The sequence below is a fragment of the Amycolatopsis sp. NPDC114505 genome, from assembly GCF_055633615.1.
This window is the reverse complement of record NZ_JBVKDV010000002.1, coordinates 2,054,374-2,075,074: the sequence shown is the minus strand read 5'-3', so window position 1 is coordinate 2,075,074 and position 20,701 is coordinate 2,054,374. Positions and strand designations below refer to the sequence as shown.

The window sequence follows — 20,701 nt, the reverse complement described above, 5'->3', positions numbered from 1 at the left end:
TCACGCTCCTTCCGACGGGACGAGTACTTCGACCACTCCCCCGGCTTCGCGCACCACCAGGTGCGGCAGCGGCGGTGGGGTCACCGGCAGCTGGTGCGTCAGGACCGCGCCGTCGACCGCGAACGACGTCCGGTGGCACGGGCAGTTCAGCCGCCGCGCCGGGGCGTCCAGGTTCAGCCGGCAGCCGAGGTGCGTGCAGGTCGCCGAAACCGCGCGGACCTCGCCGTCCGTGCGCTGGACGAACCCCGCCACCGCGCCGAAGTCGAACGGCAGCACCCGGCCTTCGGGCAGGTCGCGCGCGGCGACGACGGCCCGCCACTCGCCGTTCTCGGGCCGCAGCGTCTCTTCCGCGGGCGCCGCCGCCGGCTCGGCGCCCGAGGTCACCAGGTACTCGACGCCCGCGCCCGCCGCGGCCGCCACCGCCGCGGCCGAGGAGACCTGGATGAACCGGCGGCGGTTGCCGCCCCGCCCGGGCGCCGGCTCCCCGAGCTCCTCGACGAGCCGCCGGTGCAACCCGGCGACGAACTCCTCGCCCGCCGCCCCGGCTCCCGGCCGCGCGGCACGCAGCAGCACCGCCGTCCGCAGCTCGGCCTCGTCCCCGGGGCCGGCCTCGAACGGGCGCGGCCGCCGCCGGCGCAGGAGGTCCTTGACATACCGGCGGACGCCTCGAGTGGTCACGTCTCCATCCCTTCCGCCAGCTGCGCCGCCTGCCGCAACGCGCGGTGCTGCAGCACTTTCGCGTTGCCGACGGTGATGCCGAGCTCCGCCGCCGCTTCCTTGAGCGAGCACGCCTGCAGGAACCGCAGCCGCAGGATGCGGCCGTACCGCTCGGGCAGCCGCCCGAGGATCGCCTCGGCCCGGGCGGGCGTCCGCGGGTCGATCACGTCGGCTTCGAACGCCGCGATGTCGCGCTCCTCGTCCAGGGTCGTGATCTCCCGGCCGAGCGTGCGCCGCCAGTGCCCGGCCAGCACCGTCCGCGCGGTGGCCAGCAGGTACGCCCGGACCTCGCCGATGCTCGCCGAGACGCGCAGCGGCCGCAGCGCCGTCAGGAAGACCTCGGTGGTGAGGTCCTCCGCGTCGGGCCGGTTGCCCACCTTCGAGAACATCAGGCGGTACAGGCGGTCGACGTTGTCGCGGTAGACCGCCTCCCAGTCCGGGTAGACGTCCGCGCCGACCACGTGCAGCCGCGCGGGCGGCGGTGCGCCCCCGGCCGTCTCGTCCCCCTCGGCGCGTCTGCGCCGGAACCTCTGTGCCACCGGCACCGCCCGCCTTCTCCCCCGCCGATTCTTGCCGCCACCCGAGGGATAAGCGACCGGGTTACGCGTAACCGGCGGTCGTATCGGCAGGCGGAGCATCCGATCACCCCAGGGGAGAGAAATGACCACATCGATGTCGCGCCGGCAGCTGCTCGTCACCGGCGGGGCGGCCGCCGCCGTGCTCGCGACCACCGGCCTGCCGACGCCGGCCACCGCCGCGCCGGCGGCCCCGGTCCGGCCGGGAGGTGCGGACGTCGTCCTCGCCTGGAACCGCGAGCTGCTGGCCACCGTCCGCACGGCGGGCCTGCAGCCCGCGACCGTCCACCCGACCCGCGCCTTCGCCCTGCTGCACGCGGCGATCCACGACGCCGTCGTCGCGACGGCCGGGGCCGGGCGGCCCTACCTGTTCACCGTCGACGTCCCGGGCGCGGCCGCCCCGGAAGCGGCGGCGGCGCAAGCGGCCCACGACGTCCTGGCCGCGCTGTACCCCACCCGCGCCGCCGACTTCGGGAGCTTGCTGGCCGGGCAGCTCGCCGCGGTCCACCCGGCGGGCCGAACCGCCGGGGTGCGGGCCGGGCACCTGGTCGCCCGGCTACTGCTCGGCCTGCGCGCGAACGACGGCTCGGCCGCGGTCCCGCCGGTGCTGCCGCCGGGGACGGCACCCGGGCAGTACCGGCCGGCGCCGCCCGCGTTCGCGCCCGCCGCGTTCACCCACTGGGCCGCGGTGACGCCGTTCGTGCTCGACCGGGCGGACCGGTTCCGGCCCACGCCCTACCCGCCGCTGGCGAGCGCCCGCTACGCGAAGGCGTTGCGCGAAGTCGCGACGGCCGGGCGTGACACCAGCACCACCCGCACCGCCGACGGCACGGTGCAGGCGCGGTTCTGGGCCGCACCGATCTGGAACTACTGGAACGAGATCGCCCAGTCGGTCGTCGGCGGATCCCGGAGCAACGTCCTGGTCGCGGCCCGCGTGTTCGCACGGCTGAACCTGGCCTTCGCCGACGCGGTGATCGCGTTCTACGAAGCCAAGTACCACTACCGGATCTGGCGCCCGATCACCGCGATCCGGCTCGCCGGCGAAGACGGCAACCCGGCGACGGACGGCGTCCCGGACTGGTCGAGCCTCGCCACCACCCCGGCGGATCCGGCGTACCCGGGCGCGCACAGCGTGATCTCGCAGGCCGGTGCCCTGGTGCTGCGGCAGGAGTACGGGCCGCGGTGGGCGCTGACGGTGACGTCCGAAGTGCTGCCGGGTGTCGTCCGGCGGTTCGCGACGTTCCAGGACGTCGCCGACGAGGCGGGCCTGAGCCGCATCGTCGCCGGCGTCCACACCCGGCTCGACCACGAAGCCGGGCGGCAGCTCGGCGGCGACGTCGCCGCGTTCGTCCTGCGGTCGTAAGAGCCGGCGCGGGGACGCCGGTCAGGCTTTCGGCCGCTTGAGGACCTCGGTGGGCAGCCCGAGGTTCTCGACGATCCGCTCGACGGCGTCCCCGAGCCGCGCGAAGTCGTCGCCCAGCGGGTCGACCACCAGGCGCCGCACGTTCGCCACGTGCGCGGGCGACGCGGCCGCCAGGTGCTCGCGGCCGGCGTCGGTCAGGGTCGCGATCGTGAACCGGCGGCCCTGGCCGGTGCACACCTCCCGCGTCACCCACCCGCGATCCTCCAGCCGGGCCACCGCGTGCGAAATCCGCGGCAGCGACCCGTTGGCCATCTCCGCGATCTCGCTCATCCGCAGGCATTCCCCCGGCACGACGGACAGGCGCGCCAGGATCATGTAGCCCAGCAGCGTGAGGTCGGCGTCGCGCAGCAGCTGGCTTTCCAGCGCTCCCGGCAGGGTCAGCAGCACCTTGGCCAGGTTGATCCACACCCGCCGCTCTTCCTTGCCGAGCCGGTCGAACGGCTCCTCCGGTCCGGTTTCGTCCACGCTTGACTTTAACACGCAACCCAACCTATCTTTGGGTTTAACACGCAACCCAAGGAGGAGCGATGACCACCACCGCCACCCGGACGCCCGCCACGGCCCTTCGCCTGGGGGTCGCCGTCGTGGCGGCCGCCGCCGTCAACACCGCCATCGCGCTGACGGCGTCCTCGCTCGACGACGGCGGGATCGGCATGGGCCTCAACGCCGCCTCCTACCTGCCGGCGACCGTGCTCGGACTGCTCCTCGGCACCGCCGGCTGGATCCTGATCGCCCGCCGGGCCCCGAAGGCGCTGCGCGTCGTCGTCCCCGCGGTCCTCGTCCTGACCTGGGTGCCAGACCTGCTGATCCTGAACGCCGGGGCCACCGCCGCGAACGTCGTCGGGCTGATGCTCATGCACCTGGTGGTGACGACGGCGGTCGTCCTCGCGCTGCGCCCGACCCTGCGCGAGCCGGCCGCGGCGGCGACGACGTCGGGGCAGGTCGCCCGGTAACGTCTCCGGGATGGACTGGGAACCGACCAGACGATCACTGCACGGCGTCGCGGAGCTGCTCTTGGCGGGCCCGCAGCACCGCGCGACCGAGCGCATCGAACTCCAGATCGTCGACGGCGGTTTCGCGACCGTCGCCGGGCCCGCGGTGCGCGTCGACGGTGCGGACCTCGTGACGGACTCCGCCCGCGTGACTTTGGCCGGGCGGACCTACGACGACGTCGCGGCGGAAGCCGGGCTCGACGCGGGCGAGCCGGCGGGCGTCTACTCCGGCGGCCCCGGGGTCCGTCCCGACGAGACGATCACCTTCGCCGCGGACGCGCTGAAGTCGTTGCTCGCGGCCTACGCCGACGGGGACCGGGCGCTGCGCGAGTTCGCCCCCGGCGTCACGCCGGTGCTGTGGCCCGAGCACTTCGACGTCGCGATCGTCCTCGACGAGGTCAACTACGGCGTCTCCCCCGGCGACGGCTACCTGGGCGAGCCCTACGCGTACGTCGGCCCGTTCGAGGCGCGGGAGGCGAGTTCTGGAACGCGCCGTTCGGGGCGGCCCGCCCGTTGCGCGACCTCGCCGGCGAGGTGACGGCGTTCTTCCGCGCCGGCCGCGACCTGCTCTGAGCCGGCCGGCCGCAGTTGCGAGTGGTGAGCTCCCGCCAGGTGGCGTCGATGCTCGCCAGCGGGGTGTCGACCGCGGCCGGCGGCGTTCGGCCACCAGCGGCAGCACTGCCCCGCCGTGGGTGAACCGCCCGAGCGCGATCGCCTCGGCGTGCGGCGGCGACCAGCCCGCTCACGCGACCACTTCCCCGGCGGCCCAGACGCGGCGGATCGCGGTGGTCGCCGTGATGTCCCGGGTCGGGTCGCCGTCGACGAGCAGCAGGTCCGCCCGCAGGCCTTCGCGCACGGCGCCGCGGTCGGGGAAGCCGAAGTACCGGGCGGGCAGGTCGGTCGCCGCCCGCAACGCGTCCACTTCGGACAGTCCCGCCTCGACCAGCAGCGCGAGTTCCCGGTGCAGGCTCGCGCCGTGGACGACCGGGAAGGGCAGCATCGGTGCGGAGAACGCGTCGGTGCCCGCGAGGATCGGCACGCCGGCCGCGTGCAGCGCAGTGACCGAGTCCCGGCTGAACGCGTAGCCGTCCGCGCCGAGCTTGGTGGTGAGCGCGTCCATCATCGTCAGGGTGGGCACCGCGATCTGGCCCCGCGCGGCCATTTCCGACGCGGTTCCGGCATCGAGGACGCCGTCGCGCGGGACGTGGGTGATCACGTCCGCCCCGGCCCGCACGGCGCGCCGGTAGGCGTCGACCGACGACGCGTGCGCGACCGTGAGCTTGCCGTGCGCCTGGCCCTCGGCGACGACGGCGTCGATCGTGGCCTGGTCGAGCAGGTCCCCTTCGATGACGACCTTGACGTAGTCGGACCCTTCGGCCACGCGCCGCGCGACGAACTCCGCGGCCTGGCCGGGCGCGGTGAGGATCGCTTCCGACGGCATCCCGGGCATCTTCGCGTGGTTCCCGCCGGGACCGATGGCGGGCAGGCCGGCGCTGTGGACGTCGGGTACCTGACCGCGGAAGGAGTCGACGCGCTCGCGGGGCCAGCACGCCATGTCCAGCGCGGTGGTGACGCCGTGCGCGGCGAGGGCACTGAGGTCGTCCGGGGTGAGCAGGTGGACGTGGGCGTCGAAGAGTCCCGGCAGCAGGGTGGCGCCCGCGCAGTCGACCTCGTCGGTGGCGCCGGAGCCGCCGATCAGCGGGCCGTCGACGACGACCGTGACGGGTTCGGTCAGGCCGGTTCCGTCGAAGACGCGGACGCCGGTCAGGGCCGTCGTGGTCATGACGCGGGCTCGGCGCTGAAGCTGGTCTCCATCACGATCTCCTTGGTGCGGTTGACGTGCGCCTCGAACCGGGCGACGGCCAGGTCGGCGTCGTGTGCCAGCGCGGCGTCCACCAGGCCCTGGTGCTCGCCCGCGACGTCGCGGTGCCGCTCCTCGCCGCCGGGGCCCGACCAGGCGCGGTAGAGCTCGGCCGCGTCGGAGAGCCGGGTGCAGATGTCGAGCAGCACGGCGTTGCCGCACGCCTTGATCAGCGTGTGGTGGAACTCCAGGTGCGCGCGGGCCCACTCTTCGTTCCGCCGCATCGGGGGCCCGGGCAGGATCATCGTCTGCCCGGCGAGCCGGTGGTGCGCGGCCAGCACCTCCGACTCCCACGTGACGCCGCCGCGCAGGACCGACAGCCGCAGCGCCGAACCCTCGTTGATCGCGCGCGCCTCGGTGAGGTCCGTCAGCGCCTGCATCGACAGCGGCGTGACCCGGAACCCGCGGTTGCGGTCCACCCGCACGAGGTCCTTGGCCGCCAGCAGTCCCAATGCCTCGCGCACGACACTGAGGCTGACCTCGAACTCCGCGCTCAGCTCGGCCGGCTTGACGCGCTCGCCCGGAGCCAGCTCTCCGTTGAGGATCGCCAGGCGCAGCCGGTGGTACACCGACACGGCCAGGCTCTCGCCACCCGCTCTCTTCGCCATGCCGAGACGATAACACACTCTGTTCGCAAGAATCGATTCTTGTCTTGACAGTCGTATATCGCGGGCAGAGTATGAGTGGCCACCGGTACTTCGACCGAAAGGCCTTTCGATGCGGATCGCCAACCTCGCCGGCCGGCTCGTCCTCCTGACCGGAGACGGTGCCATCGACGTCGAGCGCGCCAGCGGGCAGCGCTTCTCCGCCGACCCCCACGCGGTGTACGCCCGCTGGGACGAGTTCACCGCCTGGGCGGCCGACCTCCCGGCGACGACTCCGGACCGGTTCGCCGAGACCGACCTCCGGGCGCCCTCCCCCACCCCGGGCCAGGTCTTCGGGATCGGGCTGAACTACCGCGACCACGCCGCCGAGTCCGGGCTCGGCCTGCCGGACTCCCCCGCCGTGTTCACGAAGTTCCCGAGCTGCCTGACCGGGCCGTCCGGCGAGATCGCGCTCACGGGGTCCACAGTGGACTGGGAGGTCGAGCTGGTCGCCGTCATCGGCCGGGAAGCCCGCAACGTCGCCCCCGAACGCGGCTGGGACCACGTCGCCGGGCTGACGGTCGGCCAGGACCTCTCCGACCGGACGGTGCAGCTGGCCGGGCCGGCCCCGCAGTTCAGCCTGGGCAAGTCCGCGCCGGGTTTCGGGCCCACCGGGCCGTGGCTGGTCACGCCGGGCGAGCTCGCCGAGCGCGACAACCTGGAGCTGAGCTGCACGGTCAACGGCGAGTCCGTGCAGAAGGGCCGTACCAGCGACCTCATCTTCTCGGTGCCGGAAATCGTCGCGCGGCTCTCGGCGATCCTGCCGCTGCGGCCCGGCGACGTGATCTTCACGGGCACCCCGGCCGGCGTCGGCATGGCCCGGAACCCGCAGCGGTTCCTGGCCGCCGGCGACGAGCTCGTCACCACGATCGAGGGCATCGGCACGATGCGCCACCGGTTCACGGACCCGTCGTGACCACTGTGGACGGACCCCGGTTCCGCGCGGTGATGGCCGCGGTCTGCGCGCCGGTCACGGTCGTCACCACCAGCGACGCCGCCGGCCGCCCGCACGGCGCGACGGTCAGCTCGTTCACCTCGCTCTCGCTCGACCCGCCGCTGGTGAGCGTCGCCTTCGACCGGCGATCGGCGCTGCTGGCCGAGGTCCTCGGCGCGGGCCGGTTCGGGGTGAACCTGCTCGGCCAGGGCCAGGACGACCTCGCCGTCCGGTTCGCCACCCGCGGCGCCGACCGGTTCGGCGGCGACACGGCGTGGTTCGCCGACGCCCGCCTGCCCCGGCTGCGCGACGCCGCCGGCTGGGTGGCGTGCGAGCTGGACCGCGTCGTCGAGGCCGGCGACCACCTTCTGCTGTTCGGCCTGGTCACCGGCCTGGGCCGCGCGGATCTGCCGCCGCTCGTGTACGCCCACCGCACGTTCGGCACCCACTCCCGCTTCGCCGAGCGGCCGCGTCCGCTCATCACCGACCAGATCGCCGCCTGCGCCCGCTGACCCGCCCGGAAAGGACACCGCCGTCATGACCCTCGCGACCGAACAGCCCGCGCCCACCCTCGAGCAGCTCCTCACCCGCATCGCCGAAATCCGGCCCCTGCTGGAAAAGAACGCCGCCCGGGGCGAGGCCGACCGGCGGGTCGTCGAGGAGAGCATCACCGCGCTGACCGACGCCGGCGCGTTCAAGATCGCCCAGCCGCGCCGCTACGGCGGGTACGGACTCCCCGTCCGCGCGATGCTCGACGTCTCGTCCGCGGTCGCCGAAGCCGACGGCGGCACCGCCTGGGTCGTCGCGCTGAGCAACGTCTGCGCCTGGCTCGCCGGGCTCTTCAGCGTCCAGGCCCAGGACGACGTCTGGGGCGCGAACCCCGACGCGAAGGTGTCCGGCGTGCTCGCCCCGACCGCCGAGACGACCAAAGTGGACGGTGGCTGGCGTGTGACCGGGCGCTGGTACTACAACTCCGGTTCGTGGCACGCCGACTGGGCGGGCCTGGGCCTCCCGCTGACCGACGAGCGCGGCGAGGTCGTCGACCAGGGCATGGCGCTGCTCCCCCGCACCGACCTCGGCTTCGAGGACACCTGGTTCGTCGCCGGGATGCGCTCGTCCGGCTCCAACTGCCTGATCGCCGACGACGTCTTCGTGCCCGAGCACCGGGTGATGTCCGTGCCCCCGGCCATCGGCGGGCAGTACGCGAACGGCGAGCCCGCGGAAGACGTCTTCCGCGCCGCGCTCGTCCCGGTGCTGACGCTGGTGCTGGCCGGGCCGCAGCTGGGCCTCGGTCGCCGGGCGCTGGAGCTGGTCAAGGAGAAGGCCGCCCGCAAGCCGATCTCGTACACGACCTACGCGACGCAGGCGGACTCCGTCGCCTTCCAGCTCCAGCTCGCCGAAGCGGCGATGCGGATCGACACCGCCCACCTGCACGCCTACCGCGCGGCCGACGACATCGACGCGGCGTCGGCGGGCCCGTACCCCGGCGTCGAAACCCGGGCCCGGACCCGCGCCGACACCGGCTGGGCCGTCGAGAACATCACCCGCGCGATCGACATCCTGCTCTCGGCGCACGGCGCGGGCAGCTTCGCCGACGTCAACCCCCTGCAGCGGATCTGGCGCGACTCCGCGGTGGCCGCCCGGCACGCGATCGTGCTGCCCGCGGTCAACTACGAGCTCTACGGCAAGGCGCTGCTCGGACGCGAAGACCAGATCACCCCGCTCATCTGACCCGGAGGGACCTGTCATGAGCCTGCACCGCCTCACCAAGATCGCCATCGGCGTCCCGGACGTCGACGAGACCGCCAAGTACTACACGGAGTTCGGCCTCACGCCGACCGCGTCGGGGTTCGCCACCGCCGACGGCGGCGAGCAGCTCGAGCTCCGGCGGACCCCGCAGCGCCGGCTGCTCACCCTCGGCATCGGCGCCGACGACCCGGACGACCTCGGCCGCATCACCGCGTCCCTGGCCCGCCTCGACGTCGAGAGCCGCATCGACGGCGACGCGCTGCACACCAAGGACCCGGCCACCGGGCTGGACGTCGTCGTGTCGGTGGCCCCGCGCCTCCGCCAGGAACCCCCGGAACCCGCGGTCTACAACCAGCCCGGCGCGGTGCGGCGGGCGAACACCCGCGCGCCCGGCATCGAGCGCGAGTCCGCGGTGCGCCCGCGCAAGCTCGGGCACGTCGTGTTCGGCTCGACCGACCAGGCCGCGACCCAGCGGTTCTTCACCGAGGGCCTCGGGTTCAAGGTCAGCGACGAAGCGCCGGGCCTGGCCGCGTTCATGCGCTGCTCGACCGACCACCACAACGTGCTGGTGCAGCAGGCACCGGTCAGCTTCCTGCACCACACGTCCTGGGAGGTCGACGACGTCGACGAGGTCGGCCGCGGCGCCACCGCGATGCTCGAGGGCCACCCGGAGCGCCACACCTGGGGCCTGGGCCGGCACCACATCGGCTCGAACTTCTTCTGGTACCTGCGCGACCCGGCCGGCAACTTCTCCGAGTACTACTCCGACATCGACTGCATCCTCGAGGACCAGCTCTGGGAACCCCGCGTCGTCGCCGGTGAGAAGAGCCTGTACGCGTGGGGCCCGCCGCCCCCGCCGTCGTTCCTGGCGCCGGAGGACCTGGCGGACCTCATGACCGACGCCCACGACGGCGCCTGAGCGAGCGGGACTCCCGGACGCGCCCGGCGACGTCGCCGACCTTCGGCGAGCCCGCGGAGCCGGTCGCGCGGCCGCCCGCCCGCCGCGGTGAGCGCGTTCATTCACCCCGGAACATGGCGAGCAGGCCGCGGGGTGTGTCCTCGCCGAAGAGGAGCTCGTGGAGCTCGTTCCCGTCGGCGGCCGCCTCGGCGCTGCGGGTGAACATGGCCCGCTCGAACCCGGCGAGGGCGGCCTCGACGTCGTCGTGCGTGGCGAGGGCCCGGCCGAGCTCGGCGCCGTCGAGCATGGCCAGGTTCGCGCCTTCGCCGTTCGGGGCCGCGAGGTGGGCGGCGTCCCCGACGAGCGTCACGCCCGGCACCCGGTCCCACCGGTGCTCGACCGGCAGGGTGTGCAGCGGGCGCAGGACCGGCGGGGTGTCGCCGTCGGTGATCAACGCGGTGAGCTCGGGGGCCCAGCCCTCGAACTCCCGCGCGGTCCGCTCGGTCGCGGCGGCCGCGTCGGTGAAGTCGCCGAACCAGTCCACCGGCTCGGTCAGCGCGACGTAGGTGTGCAGGGTGCCGCCCTTCTCGCGGTGGGCCTGGATCCCCTTGCCCGGGGCGAGCGCGAGCATGGCCCCGCCGCCGACCGCCTTCGCGGCGGCCGGGTGCCGGGTGTCGCCGTCGTACAGGAAGGTCTCGACGTACGAGCGGCCGATGTACTCGGGCGTGGCGTCGGAGAGCAGCGGCCGGACCTTCGACCACGCGCCGTCCGCGCCGACCAGCAGGGTCGTGGCGACCGTGGTGCCACCGGCGAAGGTCACCTCGTGGCGGCCCTCGCCCACCGCGCGGACGCCGGTGACCTTGTGTCCCCAGTGGACGGTGCCGTCCGGGAGCGAGTCGAGCAGGAGCTGCCGCAGCTCCCCGCGGGGCACTTCGGGACGGCCGCCGGTGCCGTCGTCGGGCTCGTCGTAGCGGACCGTGCCGTCGCGGTCGAGGATCCGGGTGGCCTGGTGCCCCTCCAGGACGAGCCCGCGGAACTCGTCCGTCAGGCCGGCCGCTTCGAGGGCGGCCTGGCCGGTGCGGACGTGGATGTCAAGCAGTCCGCCCTGCTTGCGGGCCGCCGGCGACGCTTCGGCCTCGTAAACCGTGACCGGGATGCCGTGGACGTGCAGGACGCGGGCGAGGACGAGACCGCCGAGCCCGGCGCCGATGATCGTGACGTTCATGATGTCTCCTTCGAGGTATGGAATGTCATTCCATATTGGAACACCGTTCCAGACATGTCAAGATGAGGCATGGCACCCCGCACCCGTCGCCGCACCGAAGCACTCTCCCGGGACCGGATCGTCGAGACGGCGGTCGAGCTGCTCGACGCGAGCGGCGAGGCCGGGCTGACGTTCCGGACGCTGACCGAACGCCTCGCCACCGGGGCGGGGGCGATCTACTGGCACGTGGCGAACAAGGGCGAGCTGCTCGACGCCGCCACCGACGGCGTGCTGGCCACCGCGCTGTCGGCCGGCCCCGCCGGCTCGCCGGCGGAGAAGATCCGCGCGGTCGCGCTCGGGCTGTTCGACGCGATCGAGCACCACCCCTGGCTGGCCACCCAGCTGGCCTTGCAGCTCTCCCGCGGGTCGGTGACCCCGCGGATCTTCGAGACCGTCGGCCGCCAGGTCCAGGCGCTGGGCGTCCCCGAAGGCCACCGGCTGACGACGACGTCGGCGCTGGTCAGCTACATCCTCGGCGCGGCGGGCCAGAACGCGACGAACGCACGGAGCGTCGTCGCCCCCACGAACCGCACCGAGTTCCTCGACGCGGTCTCGGACGCCTGGGAGGCGCTGGACCCGGAGGAGTACCCGTTCACCCGGGCCGTCGCGGCCGAACTGCGCGGGCACGACGACCGCGAGCAGTTCCTCGCCGGCGTGGACCTCGTCCTCGCCGGCATCACGGCCGTCCACCTGCGAACGGGGTGACCTCTCCACGAAAACGGGATCCGGCGCGTAATTAATCGCTGAATTTCCGTCGCAGAATCTGGGATATTCCGCCGTACACTGACCGGATGGGCGATCAGGAGCAGCGAGCACTCGATTCCCTCTACGAGATCGACAATGTGCTCACGATCGATGTCGTGATGCCACCGGCCGACTGGGACGCGGTGCGCACCGAACAGCCGGCCGGCGGCGTGTGCAACTTCGACTGGACCGGCGGCAGCCGTTACACGTGGCGGAAAGCGACGTCGGTCGAGATATCCGGGAGCAAGTTCCCCGCCAAGACCTCCTTTCCCGACGTGGGGATCAAGAAGAAGTCCTTCTGCGGTTCGATCGACAGTGCCAAACCGTGCCTGCACCTCGACTTCGGGAAGTTCCTCGACGCCAACAAGGCGCCGGTCCGGCAGCTGATCGGGTCGCGCTACCTGACGCTCAACAACTCGGTCCAGGACTCCTCCTTCGTCCGGCAGCTGCTCGGCTACCGGCTCTTCGAGCTCGCCGGGCTCCCCCATTCCCGCGGCAACTTCGCCCGGGTGCTCGTGAACGGCACCCCGATCGGCCAAGACGCCGGCGGCGTCACCGGCCCCGGTGTTTTCGTGAACGTCGAACCGATCATGGCGCCCTACCTCGAACGCAATTTCGGAAACACGAAGGGGAACCTCTACGAGCTCGAGCACCAGGACGACTTCGTCGACAAGAGGTTCGACCTCATCGGCGTGGAATCGCTGTCGAAGTTCGAGGACAAGGCCGACCTGCGGCTCGCCATCGACCACATCGCCGCGCACGGACTCGCGGGCGCGAGCGAGGTGTTCGACCTCGACCAGTTCGTCGACCTCTACGCGATGGAGTTCTTCCTCAAGCACTGGGACGGCTACTCCCGCAACACCAACAACACCTACGCCTACAACGACGTCGACGCCGTCGCCACGCCCGGCGTCGGCGACGTCCGGTTCAAGCTCATCCCGTGGGGCCTCGACCAGACCCTGCAGCCCGCCCGGCACTTCCGGCTCGACACCGCCGGGCTGCTCGCCCAGCTGGTGCGCGACGACCCGGACCGCCAGGCACAGCTGGTCGACCGGATCCGCGAGTACCGCGAGAGCGTGTTCGGCTACCAGACGCAGGAGACGGTGCTCAAGCCCCTGCTCGAGCGGACGGCGACACTGCTGACGGGGCTCGGCGTGCCCGACGTGCCCGCGCAGGTCACCACGGTCCGCAAGCAGCTCCGGCTCGCCACGTCCGCCGGCCACCTCCGCGGCGGCCTGCCCGGTGCCGACGGGGCTTACGTCCGCGAGGACGTCACCAACGAGTGCCTGCACGACGACGGCGCGGAAGCCGTTCCGGGGAGTCCGGGGAGCTTCGAAGTCGTCCACCGGCCCCGCCCGGCCGCCGTCGACGACGCGGATCTGTGGTGCTTCGACGCGCTGGGTACCGGGCAGTCGCTCACCGGCAAGGCCTCCGGGCGGTTCCTGCACGCGAGCACGGCGAAACTGCTCAGCACGCGCGCGGCCGACGATGCGGACCACGCCGAGGAGTTCACGGTCACCCCGGTCGACCCCCGGGACGACGAATTCACCTTCAGCGGCTATTTCACGCTGTCGAGCGTCCGGACCGGGGCGAGCGCGGTTTTCGGCTCCGATCCCACGGCGGGGGGACGGCCGCGGGTCCACCAGGACTCGATGGGGTCGAAGCTGTACTTCACCTGAGCCGGAGGACCGCGTAGCCGCCGTTGTCGTCGACGATGAGGATCTTCCGTTCGCCGCCGAGGGAGAACGTCGTGACGCCTTCCGGCTTCGCACTGCGGTGGAAGGTGACGTCGAGCAGTTCGACGGGGTCGCCGCCGCGCTGCCACGTGCCGAGCCGGAACGGTGCGTCGCCGTCGCTGGCCGACCGGCCGAGCAGGAGCAGGAGACCGCCGGTCCGCTCGTCGCAGGAGACGTCGCGGATGCCTTGTGCCGCAGGCGATCCGGGCAGCTCGGCGGTCAGCAGGGCGGGCGCTCCGAGCGACGCGGTCGTCCACTTACCACCGGCCTCGAACGGGACCCGCACCAGCGTGACGCGGCCGGGGACGGCCGGTCCCCGCAGGCCGAACAGCAGCGCGCCCGCGCGGGCGTCCCAGGCGAGGCCCTCGACGTTCAGGCCACCCGCGTCCGGCTCCACGCGACCGGCGGCGGCGAGGGTGGGCACGTGCGCGAGCAGCCAGTCGCGGAACCCCGGCATCGGTTCGGCGGGCAGGTCGCCGTCCGGGCGGTACCGGACGCGCACCAGGCCGTCGTTGACGCGCCGGCCGTTCTTCGCGACCGACAGCGAGGAAGAGACGATGAGGTAGATCTCGCCGTCGAGGTCGGCCCGGGTGAGGCCTTCGGGGTCACCCAGCCCGTCCGCTCCGGCCAGCCGGCGCCGGTGGATCCGGTCCACGGTCTCCCCGTCGGCGTCGAACGTCATGTCGAACAAGGCACCGGGGTCTTTGTTGTCGACGAAGGTGAACTGCCGGGAACCCGTCCGCACCACGCCCGAGGCGTTGAACGGGACCTCGCCGTTCCGCTCGGGGAACGGCGTCGGCTTGACGTTCGTCCGCTTCGCCACCGGTCGAGTGTAGACCGCGTGCGGACGGTGTGGCACTCAGTGCCAGGGCTGATCAGCCGCGCAGGACCTCGCCGACGCGGGCGACGACCTCGTGCAGCGGCGTCGCCGTGGTCAGCACCGCGACCACCGTGGCCGGCTCGCCGCCCGGGGCCCGGAACGCGTCGACGACCAGCGCGAACGCCTCGGCCGCGGTGGCCTTGATGTCGCCGGTGCCGCCGGTGCGCAGCCAGCGCCGCAGGACGTGGTTGTTGGCGGCCGCGATCGCCGCCGCGGCGACGGCCGCGCGCAGGCTCGCGGCCTCGTCGCCCCGCTCCTCGTAGCGCGCCTGCAGGTAGCGCGCGAGCACGCGCTGGTAGCGGTCGACGGTCGCGACCTCCTTGTCCCGCAACGAAGGAACCGTGCGGGTCAGGGCGAACCGCTTGAGCGACACGTCGAGGTCGGCGGCGTAGGAGTCGAGCACCAGGCCGACCGCGGCGCACGCGACCTCGACCGGGTCGCGCGCCGGGTCGGCGGCGGCGAAGGCCTCTTCCATCTCCGCGACGATCTCGTCGTGGTTGGCGAAGAGGACGTCGTCCTTGGCGTCGAAGTACCGGAAGAACGTGCGGCGCCCGACGCCCGCGGCGGCCGCGATGTCGTCCACCGTGGTGGCCTCGTAACCGTCGGCCGCGAACAGGTCCACGGCCGCGGAGGCGAGGGCGCGGCGCAGCTGCCGCCGGCCTGCGGGAGTCGCCCCGACCCGGGTGGCCGGCGCGCGGCGCGGCGAATCCGTCATGGCCGGACGGTAGCAGTCTCCCTTGCTAGCGGCACTGAGTGCCGTTAGGCTGGCGGTCACCCACTCACCCCGCGGAAAGGCGTCGACGATGTCGCTCGACCAGCAGGTGCCGACGAGCACCGTCCCGCCCGGCGACCCGGCGGGCGACCGCGTCGACGCCTACTACGGCCGCCTGTTCGGCTGGCCGGTGAAATGGCGTGGCGTCCACCCGTTCCTGGCGCTGGAGAACGGGATCTGCGCGGTGACGCTGCCCAAGCTCAGCGCCGGCCCGGTCCTGACCCGGCTGGCGGCGACGGGCTGCCAGGGTCCGGCCCTGCACCTCCCCACCCAGCACGGCCCCCGCGTGGCCCTCCTCGCCGAGACCGACGGACTGATCCCCCCACGCTCGGCGCTGCCCCGGACCGTCGAGGTGCTCGCGTGGGGCACGCTGCTGCCCCTGCCGGTCGGCGCCCGGCGCGTGGACGTCGCGACGGAGTGGCTCGCGGCGCCGGACCCGCGGCAGCGGTGGCTGCCGAGCCTGACCGCGGTCCTCGCGGGCATCCCCGAGCGCCGGTAGCGGCCCGGCGGAAAACGGTTCGACGGCTTCGACGGGCCCTGACACAGTGGCCGACCATGGCCACCGTCGAACTGCTGACCGCGTCGGACGTCGAGCTCATGCAGGGCCTGGCGCAGCGGATCACCGCCACCCGCCCGGATCTGGTGAACAGCGACGCGTCCTACGGCGAGCTGGCCTGGAACTGGGGCCGGGGCCACGCCGCCGAGGGCGCGAGCTGGCCGCGCCGGCTGTGGCACTCCGGCGGCGAGCTGGTGGCCTGGGGCTGGGCGCAGCTGCCGCGCCGGGTGCGGCGCACCGACGGCACGGTCAAGGACGTCGCCGGCGCGTACCTGGCGTACCAGGTCCACCCCGAGCACGCCGAGCTGGTGGATGACGTGATCACCTGGTTCGACGCCACGGCGGGCGAGATCGAGCGCACCGTGCTGCCGGGCGCGGCCGACGAGTTCGGGCTGACACGCTGGGCGGCGCACGGCTACCGGACCGACCCGGCCGCCCTCGGCGACACCGGGTCCTGGTCGCAGCTCAACGAACGGGACCTCGCGGACCTGGAAGAACCCGTGCTGCCGCCGGGATTCCGGTTCCGCACCGCGGACGAAGCCGGGCCGACGGCCGTGGTCCAGGCCCACGTCGACGCGTGGGTTTCGACGTCGTACACGATCGAGGGCTACGCGGGGGTCCGGCGGACACCGGCGTACCGCGGCGATCTGCACGTGCTGGTGGAGGCCCCGGACGGGACGATGGCGGCTTCGGCGATCCTGTGGCTCGACGAGGTGAACGAGACCGTCGAGTTCGAGCCGGTCGGGACGCACCCCGGCTACCGGCGGCTCGGGCTGGGCCGGGCGATGATGCTGCACGGCATGCACCGGGCGCGAGCGGCGGGCGCGCGGCACGCGACGGTCGCCTGCCTCGGCGCGCCCGGCCACCCCAAGGCCCGCGGGCTGTACTTCGGGGTCGGCTTCCGGGAGCTCTCCCGGGACGTGCCACTGATCAAGACCGCCGGCTGAGCGGCCTCCCCAAGTCCACAATGGACACTGCTTCCTCCGCTCCCGGAGTTTGACGGCGCCGCCGGTGGGGTATTCCCCAACCCCGCGATTCCACGCAGCCCCGTCGCCGCCCATCCGGGCCACGGCCCGTGGTCGCCAGGCCCGGGCTGTGAGGAAGCGATGACGCATGACAGCACCGCCGGAACGCCCCGGCTCGAAGCGGTCGGTCTCGGCGCGAAGGTCTCCCGGCCGCCGTGGACGGCGTTCGCCCTGGTCCTGGTCGTCGTCGCGGACCAGGTGACCAAGGCGTGGGCCTGGCGCGAAGTACCCCGGGCGCGCATCAACTTCGGCGGCAACCCGCTGGTCGGGCCGGTCGTCGGCGCCTGGTACGCCGGCCCGGTGACGGGGGCGGTGCTCGACCTCGCCGGCAGCGCGCTGCTGACCGCCGCCGTGCTGCTCCTCCTGCGCCGCCGGCACCCGGTGCTGCTGCGGGCGCCGGCCGCGCTCGCGATCGGCGGCTGGACCAGCAACCTGCTCGACCGCCTCGGCCTGCACCACCTCACCGCGCCGGGCAGCGTCCGCGGCGCCATCGACTTCGTCCCGCTCGGCAAGTACAGCTTCAACGTCGCGGACTTCTTCATCATCGGGGCGACCCTGGTGTTCGCGCTCGCCCAGGGCCATCGGTGGGCCACCGCAAGGCTTTCCCACACCACCGCCGACATTCCCCGCGCCCGGTCCCGGCTGCGCACCCCGGCGCGCATCGTGACGGCCACCGGCGCCGCGGTGCTCGTCGCCGCCGTGACGCTCGGGGCCACCACCTACGGCGGGGCGACGCACCCGCCGCGTCCGCACCGGACGTCCACGATCCGGTGAGCTCAGCCGGCGGTGAGCCGGGCGGTGAACCCGGTGTCGTCGCGGTGCAGCGTCACCTGGCTGCAGATCTGGTGCGCGATCCACAGGCCGCGGCCGCCGATGTGACGGTCGGCCGGGAGCAGGCCGGCGAACGGGTCGCCGGGACCCTCGCCGGTGTCGTGCACGGTCACGACCACGTGCTCGGCGTCCGCCCAGACCCGCATCGTGACCGGCGGGCGGCCGTGGCGGACGGCGTTGTCGACGATCTCGCTGACCGCCAGGACGAGGTCGTCGATCTCGGCGGCGGGCAGGTCGGTCTTGGCGACGTCCAGCACCGCCCGCCGGGCCGCCGACGGCAGCGGGTCGGTGAGCTCCACGAGCGGGGCGGTGTGCTGGATCGGGTGCGGCGTCATCGGCCGCGGATCGGCCAGGAAGGCCAGCGGGTCGACGAAACCGGCGTTGCCGTGGCGGCGATCGCCGGCCGTGGCGACGAACGGGTGCGTGCGGGCGACGTCGTCGAGCACGTGCGGCGGCGTGGTCCGCGTGTCGTAGGCGCAGATGCTGCGCAGCGGGAACTCGTCGTAGGCGTGGTTGACCGCGGCTTCGTAGCGGGCCCACCAGTCCCACGACGTGTCGATCGCGACGCGCGGGAGCTCGCCGAGCACGCGGATCCCGGCGGCGCCCTCGGCGACGTACCCGGCCAGCAGCTCGCGGTAGGACCTGATCGCGGCGGCGGGACGCGCGTAGACGTCGCCGATCGTCAGGTACCGCACCGCCGCCGACGGGGAAAGCGCCCCGCGCACCAGCTCGGTCCGCTCCGGTCCCAGGGACACCAGGGTCGGCTCGCCCGCGGCCAGGCCGGCTTCGAGGAACGGGACGGCGACGGCGAGCAGCTCGGCGTCGGAGCCGTAGCGGGCGGCGGCGTGGTCGTGGCCCCGGACGGTCGTCGGGTCGGCGGTCATGACCCGCGCTCGCCGGTCAGGGGGCAGGCCGGCGAAACCCGCCTGTCCCACTGTGTCGGCATCTGCACGCTCCGAGAGTACGCCGCCTCCCCGGCGGGCCGAGTGCTCCGCTCCCCGCGCGGCAGCACGACCTCGTGCCGCCGCAGGTCGAGGGCCGCCGCGCCGACCGGGAGGCTCTCCGCGCCCTCCAGGTCACGGCGGCCGAGCGCCCTCAGCCGGGCCAGCAGCCGAGGGCTGCTCAGGTTCGGCCGGCGCCGACGGCGGCCCGCGTGAGCGTGCTCGCCGTCCGGACGATGCTCTCCACCGCCTCCGCGGCGGGCAGTCCGTGGAGATCGGTGAGCCCGAACAGCGCCTCGGCGCTCATGACGACCGCGAGGTCGCGCTTCAGCTGAGCCAACGCCGGCCCGGCGAGCCCGCCCAGCTCGGCCGGCGGGGCGAGCGCCGCCTCGATGAGGCCGAAGCGCAGGCCGGGCCGGGCGGCCGTGTCGGCGGGGCGGGTGATCGTCGCCGCGATCATGGCGCGGACCGTGTTTTCGTGGCTCAGGACGTGGCGCAGCAGGTGGTCCGTCGCGGCGGCGACGCGGGCGACGGGATCCGCGCGGTCCGCGAGCGGCGCGAGCGCCTCGGCCGGGTCGAACAGCGTCCCCGCGACGGCTTCCCGCAGCAGGCTCGCCAGGTCCGGGAAGTAGCGGTAGGCGGTCGCCTCGGACACCTCGGCCGCCTTGGCGACCTCGGGCATCGTCACCGTGCGGCCGTCCCGGACGAGCTGGGTCGCGGCGGCCAGGATCGCGTTGCGCGTCCGCCGCTTCTGGTTGACCCGTCCGCCGTCCATCGTCGCCGCCTTTCCGCTGAGCCGGCTCTCATCATAAGAGTCCACTTGCACGAAAGCCAGATGAGGGTTTACCTTCTTCGTGATAGTTCACTCTCATGAGGAGCGCAATGACACGCATCGCGATCGTCGGGCCCGAAGACGGCGAGATCACGCTGACGGGCCCGATCCGGCTGCGGATCCTGGAGGACGGCAGCACCACCGGCCACCGGCTGGGCCTCGGTGAGATCGTCGTCGCCCCGCACACGCCCGGCCCGCCGCAGCATCGGCACGCCCAGCACGACGAAGGCTTCTACGTCGTGCGCGGCACGGTCCGCTTCACCGTGGGCGAAGAGACCCACGACGCCCCCGCCGGAAGCCTCGTCATGGTGCCGCCGGGCGCGCCGCACACCTTCGCGAACCCGGGCGACGAGCCCGCGGTCATCCTCAACACGTTCACCCCGGACCTGTACGTCCAGTACTTCCGCGACCTGCGCGCGTTCGCCGAAGCAGCCGGCCGGCCCGCGCAGGGCGACGAAATCACCGAGATCATGGCCCGCTACCACACGGAACCGGCGACGACCTACGCGAGCGAAACGCCGGTGACCACCGACGTCCGGCTCGACGACGACGTGGTCGTCCGGGTCGAGGAGCGCGGCGCCGGGCGGCCGGTCCTGCTGCTGCACGGCGGCGCGGGCCCCGCGTCGGTGGCCGGCCTGGCCGCCGTCCTCGCGGCGCGCGGCACCCGGGTGCTCACCCCCGTCATCCCCGGCTTCGACGGCACGCCGGCCGCCGGCGGCGTCAGCGACGTCGCCGGACTGGCCCGCACCTTCCGTCGGCTGCTCGGCGAACTCGGGCTGACCGACGTCCTCGTAGCGGGCAACTCGGTCGGCGGGTGGATCGCGGCGCGGATGGGCGTCGACGAACAAGCCGCCCGTGACGCCGGGGAGACGTCCCGCGTCGACCGGCTCGTGCTGCTGGACGCCGTCGGGATCACCGTGGACGGGCACCCCGTCACCGACCTCTCGACGATCCCGCCGGACAAGCTCGCCGACTTCGTCTTCCACTCCCCCGACCGCTTCCGGCTGGACCCGGCGCTGCTCCCGCCCGAGCGCCTCGCCGCGATGCGGGGCAACGCCGCCGCCCTGAACGGCTACGCCGGCGACCCCTACATGCACGACCCGGCCCTGCGGACGCGGCTCGAATCGGTGCGGTTGCCGGTGCGGGTCGTCTGGGGCGAGAGCGACGGGATCGCCGACCTGTCCTACGGACGCGCCTACGCGGCCGCTTTCGCCGGCGAGAACGACGAAGGCGCCGAGTTCACGGTCGTGCGCGAAGCCGGGCACCAACCGCAGCTCGAACAGCCGGACCGCGTCGCCGAACTGATCCTCGGCGTCTGAGGGGATCC

23 protein-coding genes are annotated in these 20,701 nt (G+C 73.5%); 13 read left to right on the top strand and 10 right to left on the bottom strand.

Going from position 1 to position 20,701, the window contains the following annotated elements:
• Together ACZ7OU_RS27655 and ACZ7OU_RS27650 are read right to left on the bottom strand one after the other, a co-directional pair.
• Positions 1–678 (bottom strand): QcrA and Rieske domain-containing protein, encoded by a 678-nt coding sequence (locus ACZ7OU_RS27655; RefSeq protein ID WP_470257339.1) that lies wholly within the window; start codon positions 676–678, stop codon positions 1–3.
• On the bottom strand, positions 675–1,262 hold the full coding sequence (locus tag ACZ7OU_RS27650; RefSeq protein ID WP_470257338.1) for an RNA polymerase sigma factor: 588 nt from the start codon (positions 1,260–1,262) through the stop codon (positions 675–677). Before ACZ7OU_RS27650 ends, ACZ7OU_RS27655 begins: the two co-directional genes overlap by 4 nt.
• A 115-nt stretch (positions 1,263–1,377) precedes the next feature.
• On the opposite strand from ACZ7OU_RS27650, the gene ACZ7OU_RS27645 reads away from it, so the two are divergent.
• Positions 1,378–2,655, top strand: coding sequence for a vanadium-dependent haloperoxidase (locus ACZ7OU_RS27645; protein WP_470257337.1), 1,278 nt, complete (start codon positions 1,378–1,380; stop codon positions 2,653–2,655).
• A 21-nt stretch (positions 2,656–2,676) separates the two neighbouring features.
• Here the strand turns inward: ACZ7OU_RS27645 and ACZ7OU_RS27640 are convergent, their stop codons facing one another.
• On the bottom strand, positions 2,677–3,180 hold the full coding sequence (locus tag ACZ7OU_RS27640; protein WP_470237175.1) for a MarR family winged helix-turn-helix transcriptional regulator: 504 nt from the start codon (positions 3,178–3,180) through the stop codon (positions 2,677–2,679).
• A 62-nt stretch (positions 3,181–3,242) separates the two neighbouring features.
• Between ACZ7OU_RS27640 and ACZ7OU_RS27635 the strand changes: the two genes are divergently transcribed.
• Both ACZ7OU_RS27635 and ACZ7OU_RS27630 read left to right on the top strand, forming a co-directional pair.
• Positions 3,243–3,668: a DUF6069 family protein gene (locus ACZ7OU_RS27635; protein ID WP_470257336.1), complete on the top strand. Its 426-nt coding sequence runs from the start codon at positions 3,243–3,245 to the stop codon at positions 3,666–3,668.
• A 10-nt stretch (positions 3,669–3,678) separates the two neighbouring features.
• On the top strand, positions 3,679–4,245 hold the full coding sequence (locus tag ACZ7OU_RS27630; protein ID WP_470257335.1) for a hypothetical protein: 567 nt from the start codon (positions 3,679–3,681) through the stop codon (positions 4,243–4,245).
• Positions 4,246–4,449: 204 nt separating this feature from the next.
• Here the strand turns inward: ACZ7OU_RS27630 and ACZ7OU_RS27625 are convergent, their stop codons facing one another.
• A complete protein-coding gene (locus ACZ7OU_RS27625; RefSeq protein ID WP_470257334.1) occupies positions 4,450–5,490 on the bottom strand; it encodes an amidohydrolase family protein in 1,041 nt (346 codons plus the stop codon).
• A complete protein-coding gene (locus tag ACZ7OU_RS27620; RefSeq protein ID WP_470237179.1) occupies positions 5,487–6,176 on the bottom strand; it encodes a GntR family transcriptional regulator in 690 nt (229 codons plus the stop codon). Before ACZ7OU_RS27620 ends, ACZ7OU_RS27625 begins: the two co-directional genes overlap by 4 nt.
• Before the next feature lie 109 nt (positions 6,177–6,285).
• Between ACZ7OU_RS27620 and ACZ7OU_RS27615 the strand changes: the two genes are divergently transcribed.
• From ACZ7OU_RS27615 to ACZ7OU_RS27600, 4 genes are read left to right on the top strand one after another with little or no spacing between them, the layout of a single operon-like run.
• Positions 6,286–7,128, top strand: a complete 843-nt coding sequence (locus ACZ7OU_RS27615; RefSeq protein ID WP_470257333.1) for a fumarylacetoacetate hydrolase family protein — start codon at positions 6,286–6,288, stop codon at positions 7,126–7,128.
• Positions 7,125–7,658 carry a flavin reductase family protein gene (locus tag ACZ7OU_RS27610; protein WP_470237181.1) on the top strand — a complete coding sequence of 178 codons (534 nt, stop codon included), beginning with the start codon at positions 7,125–7,127 and terminating at the stop codon, positions 7,656–7,658. Before ACZ7OU_RS27615 ends, ACZ7OU_RS27610 begins: the two co-directional genes overlap by 4 nt.
• 25 nt (positions 7,659–7,683) lie before the next feature.
• Complete coding sequence (locus ACZ7OU_RS27605; protein ID WP_470257332.1) at positions 7,684–8,877, top strand: acyl-CoA dehydrogenase family protein; 1,194 nt, start codon at positions 7,684–7,686, stop codon at positions 8,875–8,877.
• A gap of 16 nt (positions 8,878–8,893) precedes the next feature.
• The gene (locus ACZ7OU_RS27600; protein ID WP_470257331.1) at positions 8,894–9,814 is read left to right on the top strand and encodes a VOC family protein; all 921 of its coding nucleotides are present in this window, start codon (positions 8,894–8,896) and stop codon (positions 9,812–9,814) included.
• Between the two features lie 97 nt (positions 9,815–9,911).
• Here the strand turns inward: ACZ7OU_RS27600 and ACZ7OU_RS27595 are convergent, their stop codons facing one another.
• Entirely contained in the window at positions 9,912–11,018 is a 1,107-nt protein-coding gene (locus ACZ7OU_RS27595) for an FAD-dependent oxidoreductase (RefSeq protein WP_470257330.1), read from the bottom strand.
• 69 nt (positions 11,019–11,087) lie between these two features.
• On the opposite strand from ACZ7OU_RS27595, the gene ACZ7OU_RS27590 reads away from it, so the two are divergent.
• Both ACZ7OU_RS27590 and ACZ7OU_RS27585 read left to right on the top strand, forming a co-directional pair.
• Positions 11,088–11,762 (top strand): TetR/AcrR family transcriptional regulator, encoded by a 675-nt coding sequence (locus tag ACZ7OU_RS27590; RefSeq protein WP_470257329.1) that lies wholly within the window; start codon positions 11,088–11,090, stop codon positions 11,760–11,762.
• Between the two features lie 86 nt (positions 11,763–11,848).
• Positions 11,849–13,480 carry a CotH kinase family protein gene (locus ACZ7OU_RS27585; protein ID WP_470257328.1) on the top strand — a complete coding sequence of 544 codons (1,632 nt, stop codon included), beginning with the start codon at positions 11,849–11,851 and terminating at the stop codon, positions 13,478–13,480.
• Here ACZ7OU_RS27585 and ACZ7OU_RS27580 read toward each other — a convergent pair.
• The gene (locus ACZ7OU_RS27580; RefSeq protein ID WP_470257327.1) at positions 13,473–14,360 is read right to left on the bottom strand and encodes a hypothetical protein; all 888 of its coding nucleotides are present in this window, start codon (positions 14,358–14,360) and stop codon (positions 13,473–13,475) included. The genes ACZ7OU_RS27585 and ACZ7OU_RS27580 overlap by 8 nt on opposite strands.
• A 52-nt stretch (positions 14,361–14,412) precedes the next feature.
• Positions 14,413–15,132, bottom strand: coding sequence for a TetR family transcriptional regulator (locus ACZ7OU_RS27575; RefSeq protein ID WP_470257326.1), 720 nt, complete (start codon positions 15,130–15,132; stop codon positions 14,413–14,415).
• An 88-nt stretch (positions 15,133–15,220) separates the two neighbouring features.
• On the opposite strand from ACZ7OU_RS27575, the gene ACZ7OU_RS27570 reads away from it, so the two are divergent.
• The 3 genes from ACZ7OU_RS27570 (at position 15,221) to ACZ7OU_RS27560 (ending at position 17,544) form a co-directional block, all read left to right on the top strand.
• Positions 15,221–15,688: a glycogen operon protein GlgX gene (locus ACZ7OU_RS27570; protein ID WP_470237189.1), complete on the top strand. Its 468-nt coding sequence runs from the start codon at positions 15,221–15,223 to the stop codon at positions 15,686–15,688.
• A 56-nt stretch (positions 15,689–15,744) separates the two neighbouring features.
• The gene (locus ACZ7OU_RS27565) at positions 15,745–16,692 is read left to right on the top strand and encodes a GNAT family N-acetyltransferase (RefSeq protein WP_470257325.1); all 948 of its coding nucleotides are present in this window, start codon (positions 15,745–15,747) and stop codon (positions 16,690–16,692) included.
• A 159-nt stretch (positions 16,693–16,851) separates the two neighbouring features.
• Positions 16,852–17,544 (top strand): signal peptidase II, encoded by a 693-nt coding sequence (locus ACZ7OU_RS27560; protein ID WP_470257324.1) that lies wholly within the window; start codon positions 16,852–16,854, stop codon positions 17,542–17,544.
• 2 nt (positions 17,545–17,546) lie between these two features.
• Here ACZ7OU_RS27560 and ACZ7OU_RS27555 read toward each other — a convergent pair whose 3' ends face one another.
• Positions 17,547–18,485 carry an anti-sigma factor RsbA family regulatory protein gene (locus ACZ7OU_RS27555; protein ID WP_470257323.1) on the bottom strand — a complete coding sequence of 313 codons (939 nt, stop codon included), beginning with the start codon at positions 18,483–18,485 and terminating at the stop codon, positions 17,547–17,549.
• Positions 18,486–18,723: 238 nt separating this feature from the next.
• Positions 18,724–19,317 (bottom strand): TetR/AcrR family transcriptional regulator, encoded by a 594-nt coding sequence (locus ACZ7OU_RS27550; protein ID WP_470257322.1) that lies wholly within the window; start codon positions 19,315–19,317, stop codon positions 18,724–18,726.
• A gap of 107 nt (positions 19,318–19,424) precedes the next feature.
• Here ACZ7OU_RS27550 and ACZ7OU_RS27545 point away from each other — a divergent pair, with 107 nt between their 5' ends.
• On the top strand, positions 19,425–20,693 hold the full coding sequence (locus tag ACZ7OU_RS27545; protein WP_470257321.1) for an alpha/beta fold hydrolase: 1,269 nt from the start codon (positions 19,425–19,427) through the stop codon (positions 20,691–20,693).
• The last annotated feature ends 8 nt before the right edge of the window (positions 20,694–20,701 follow it).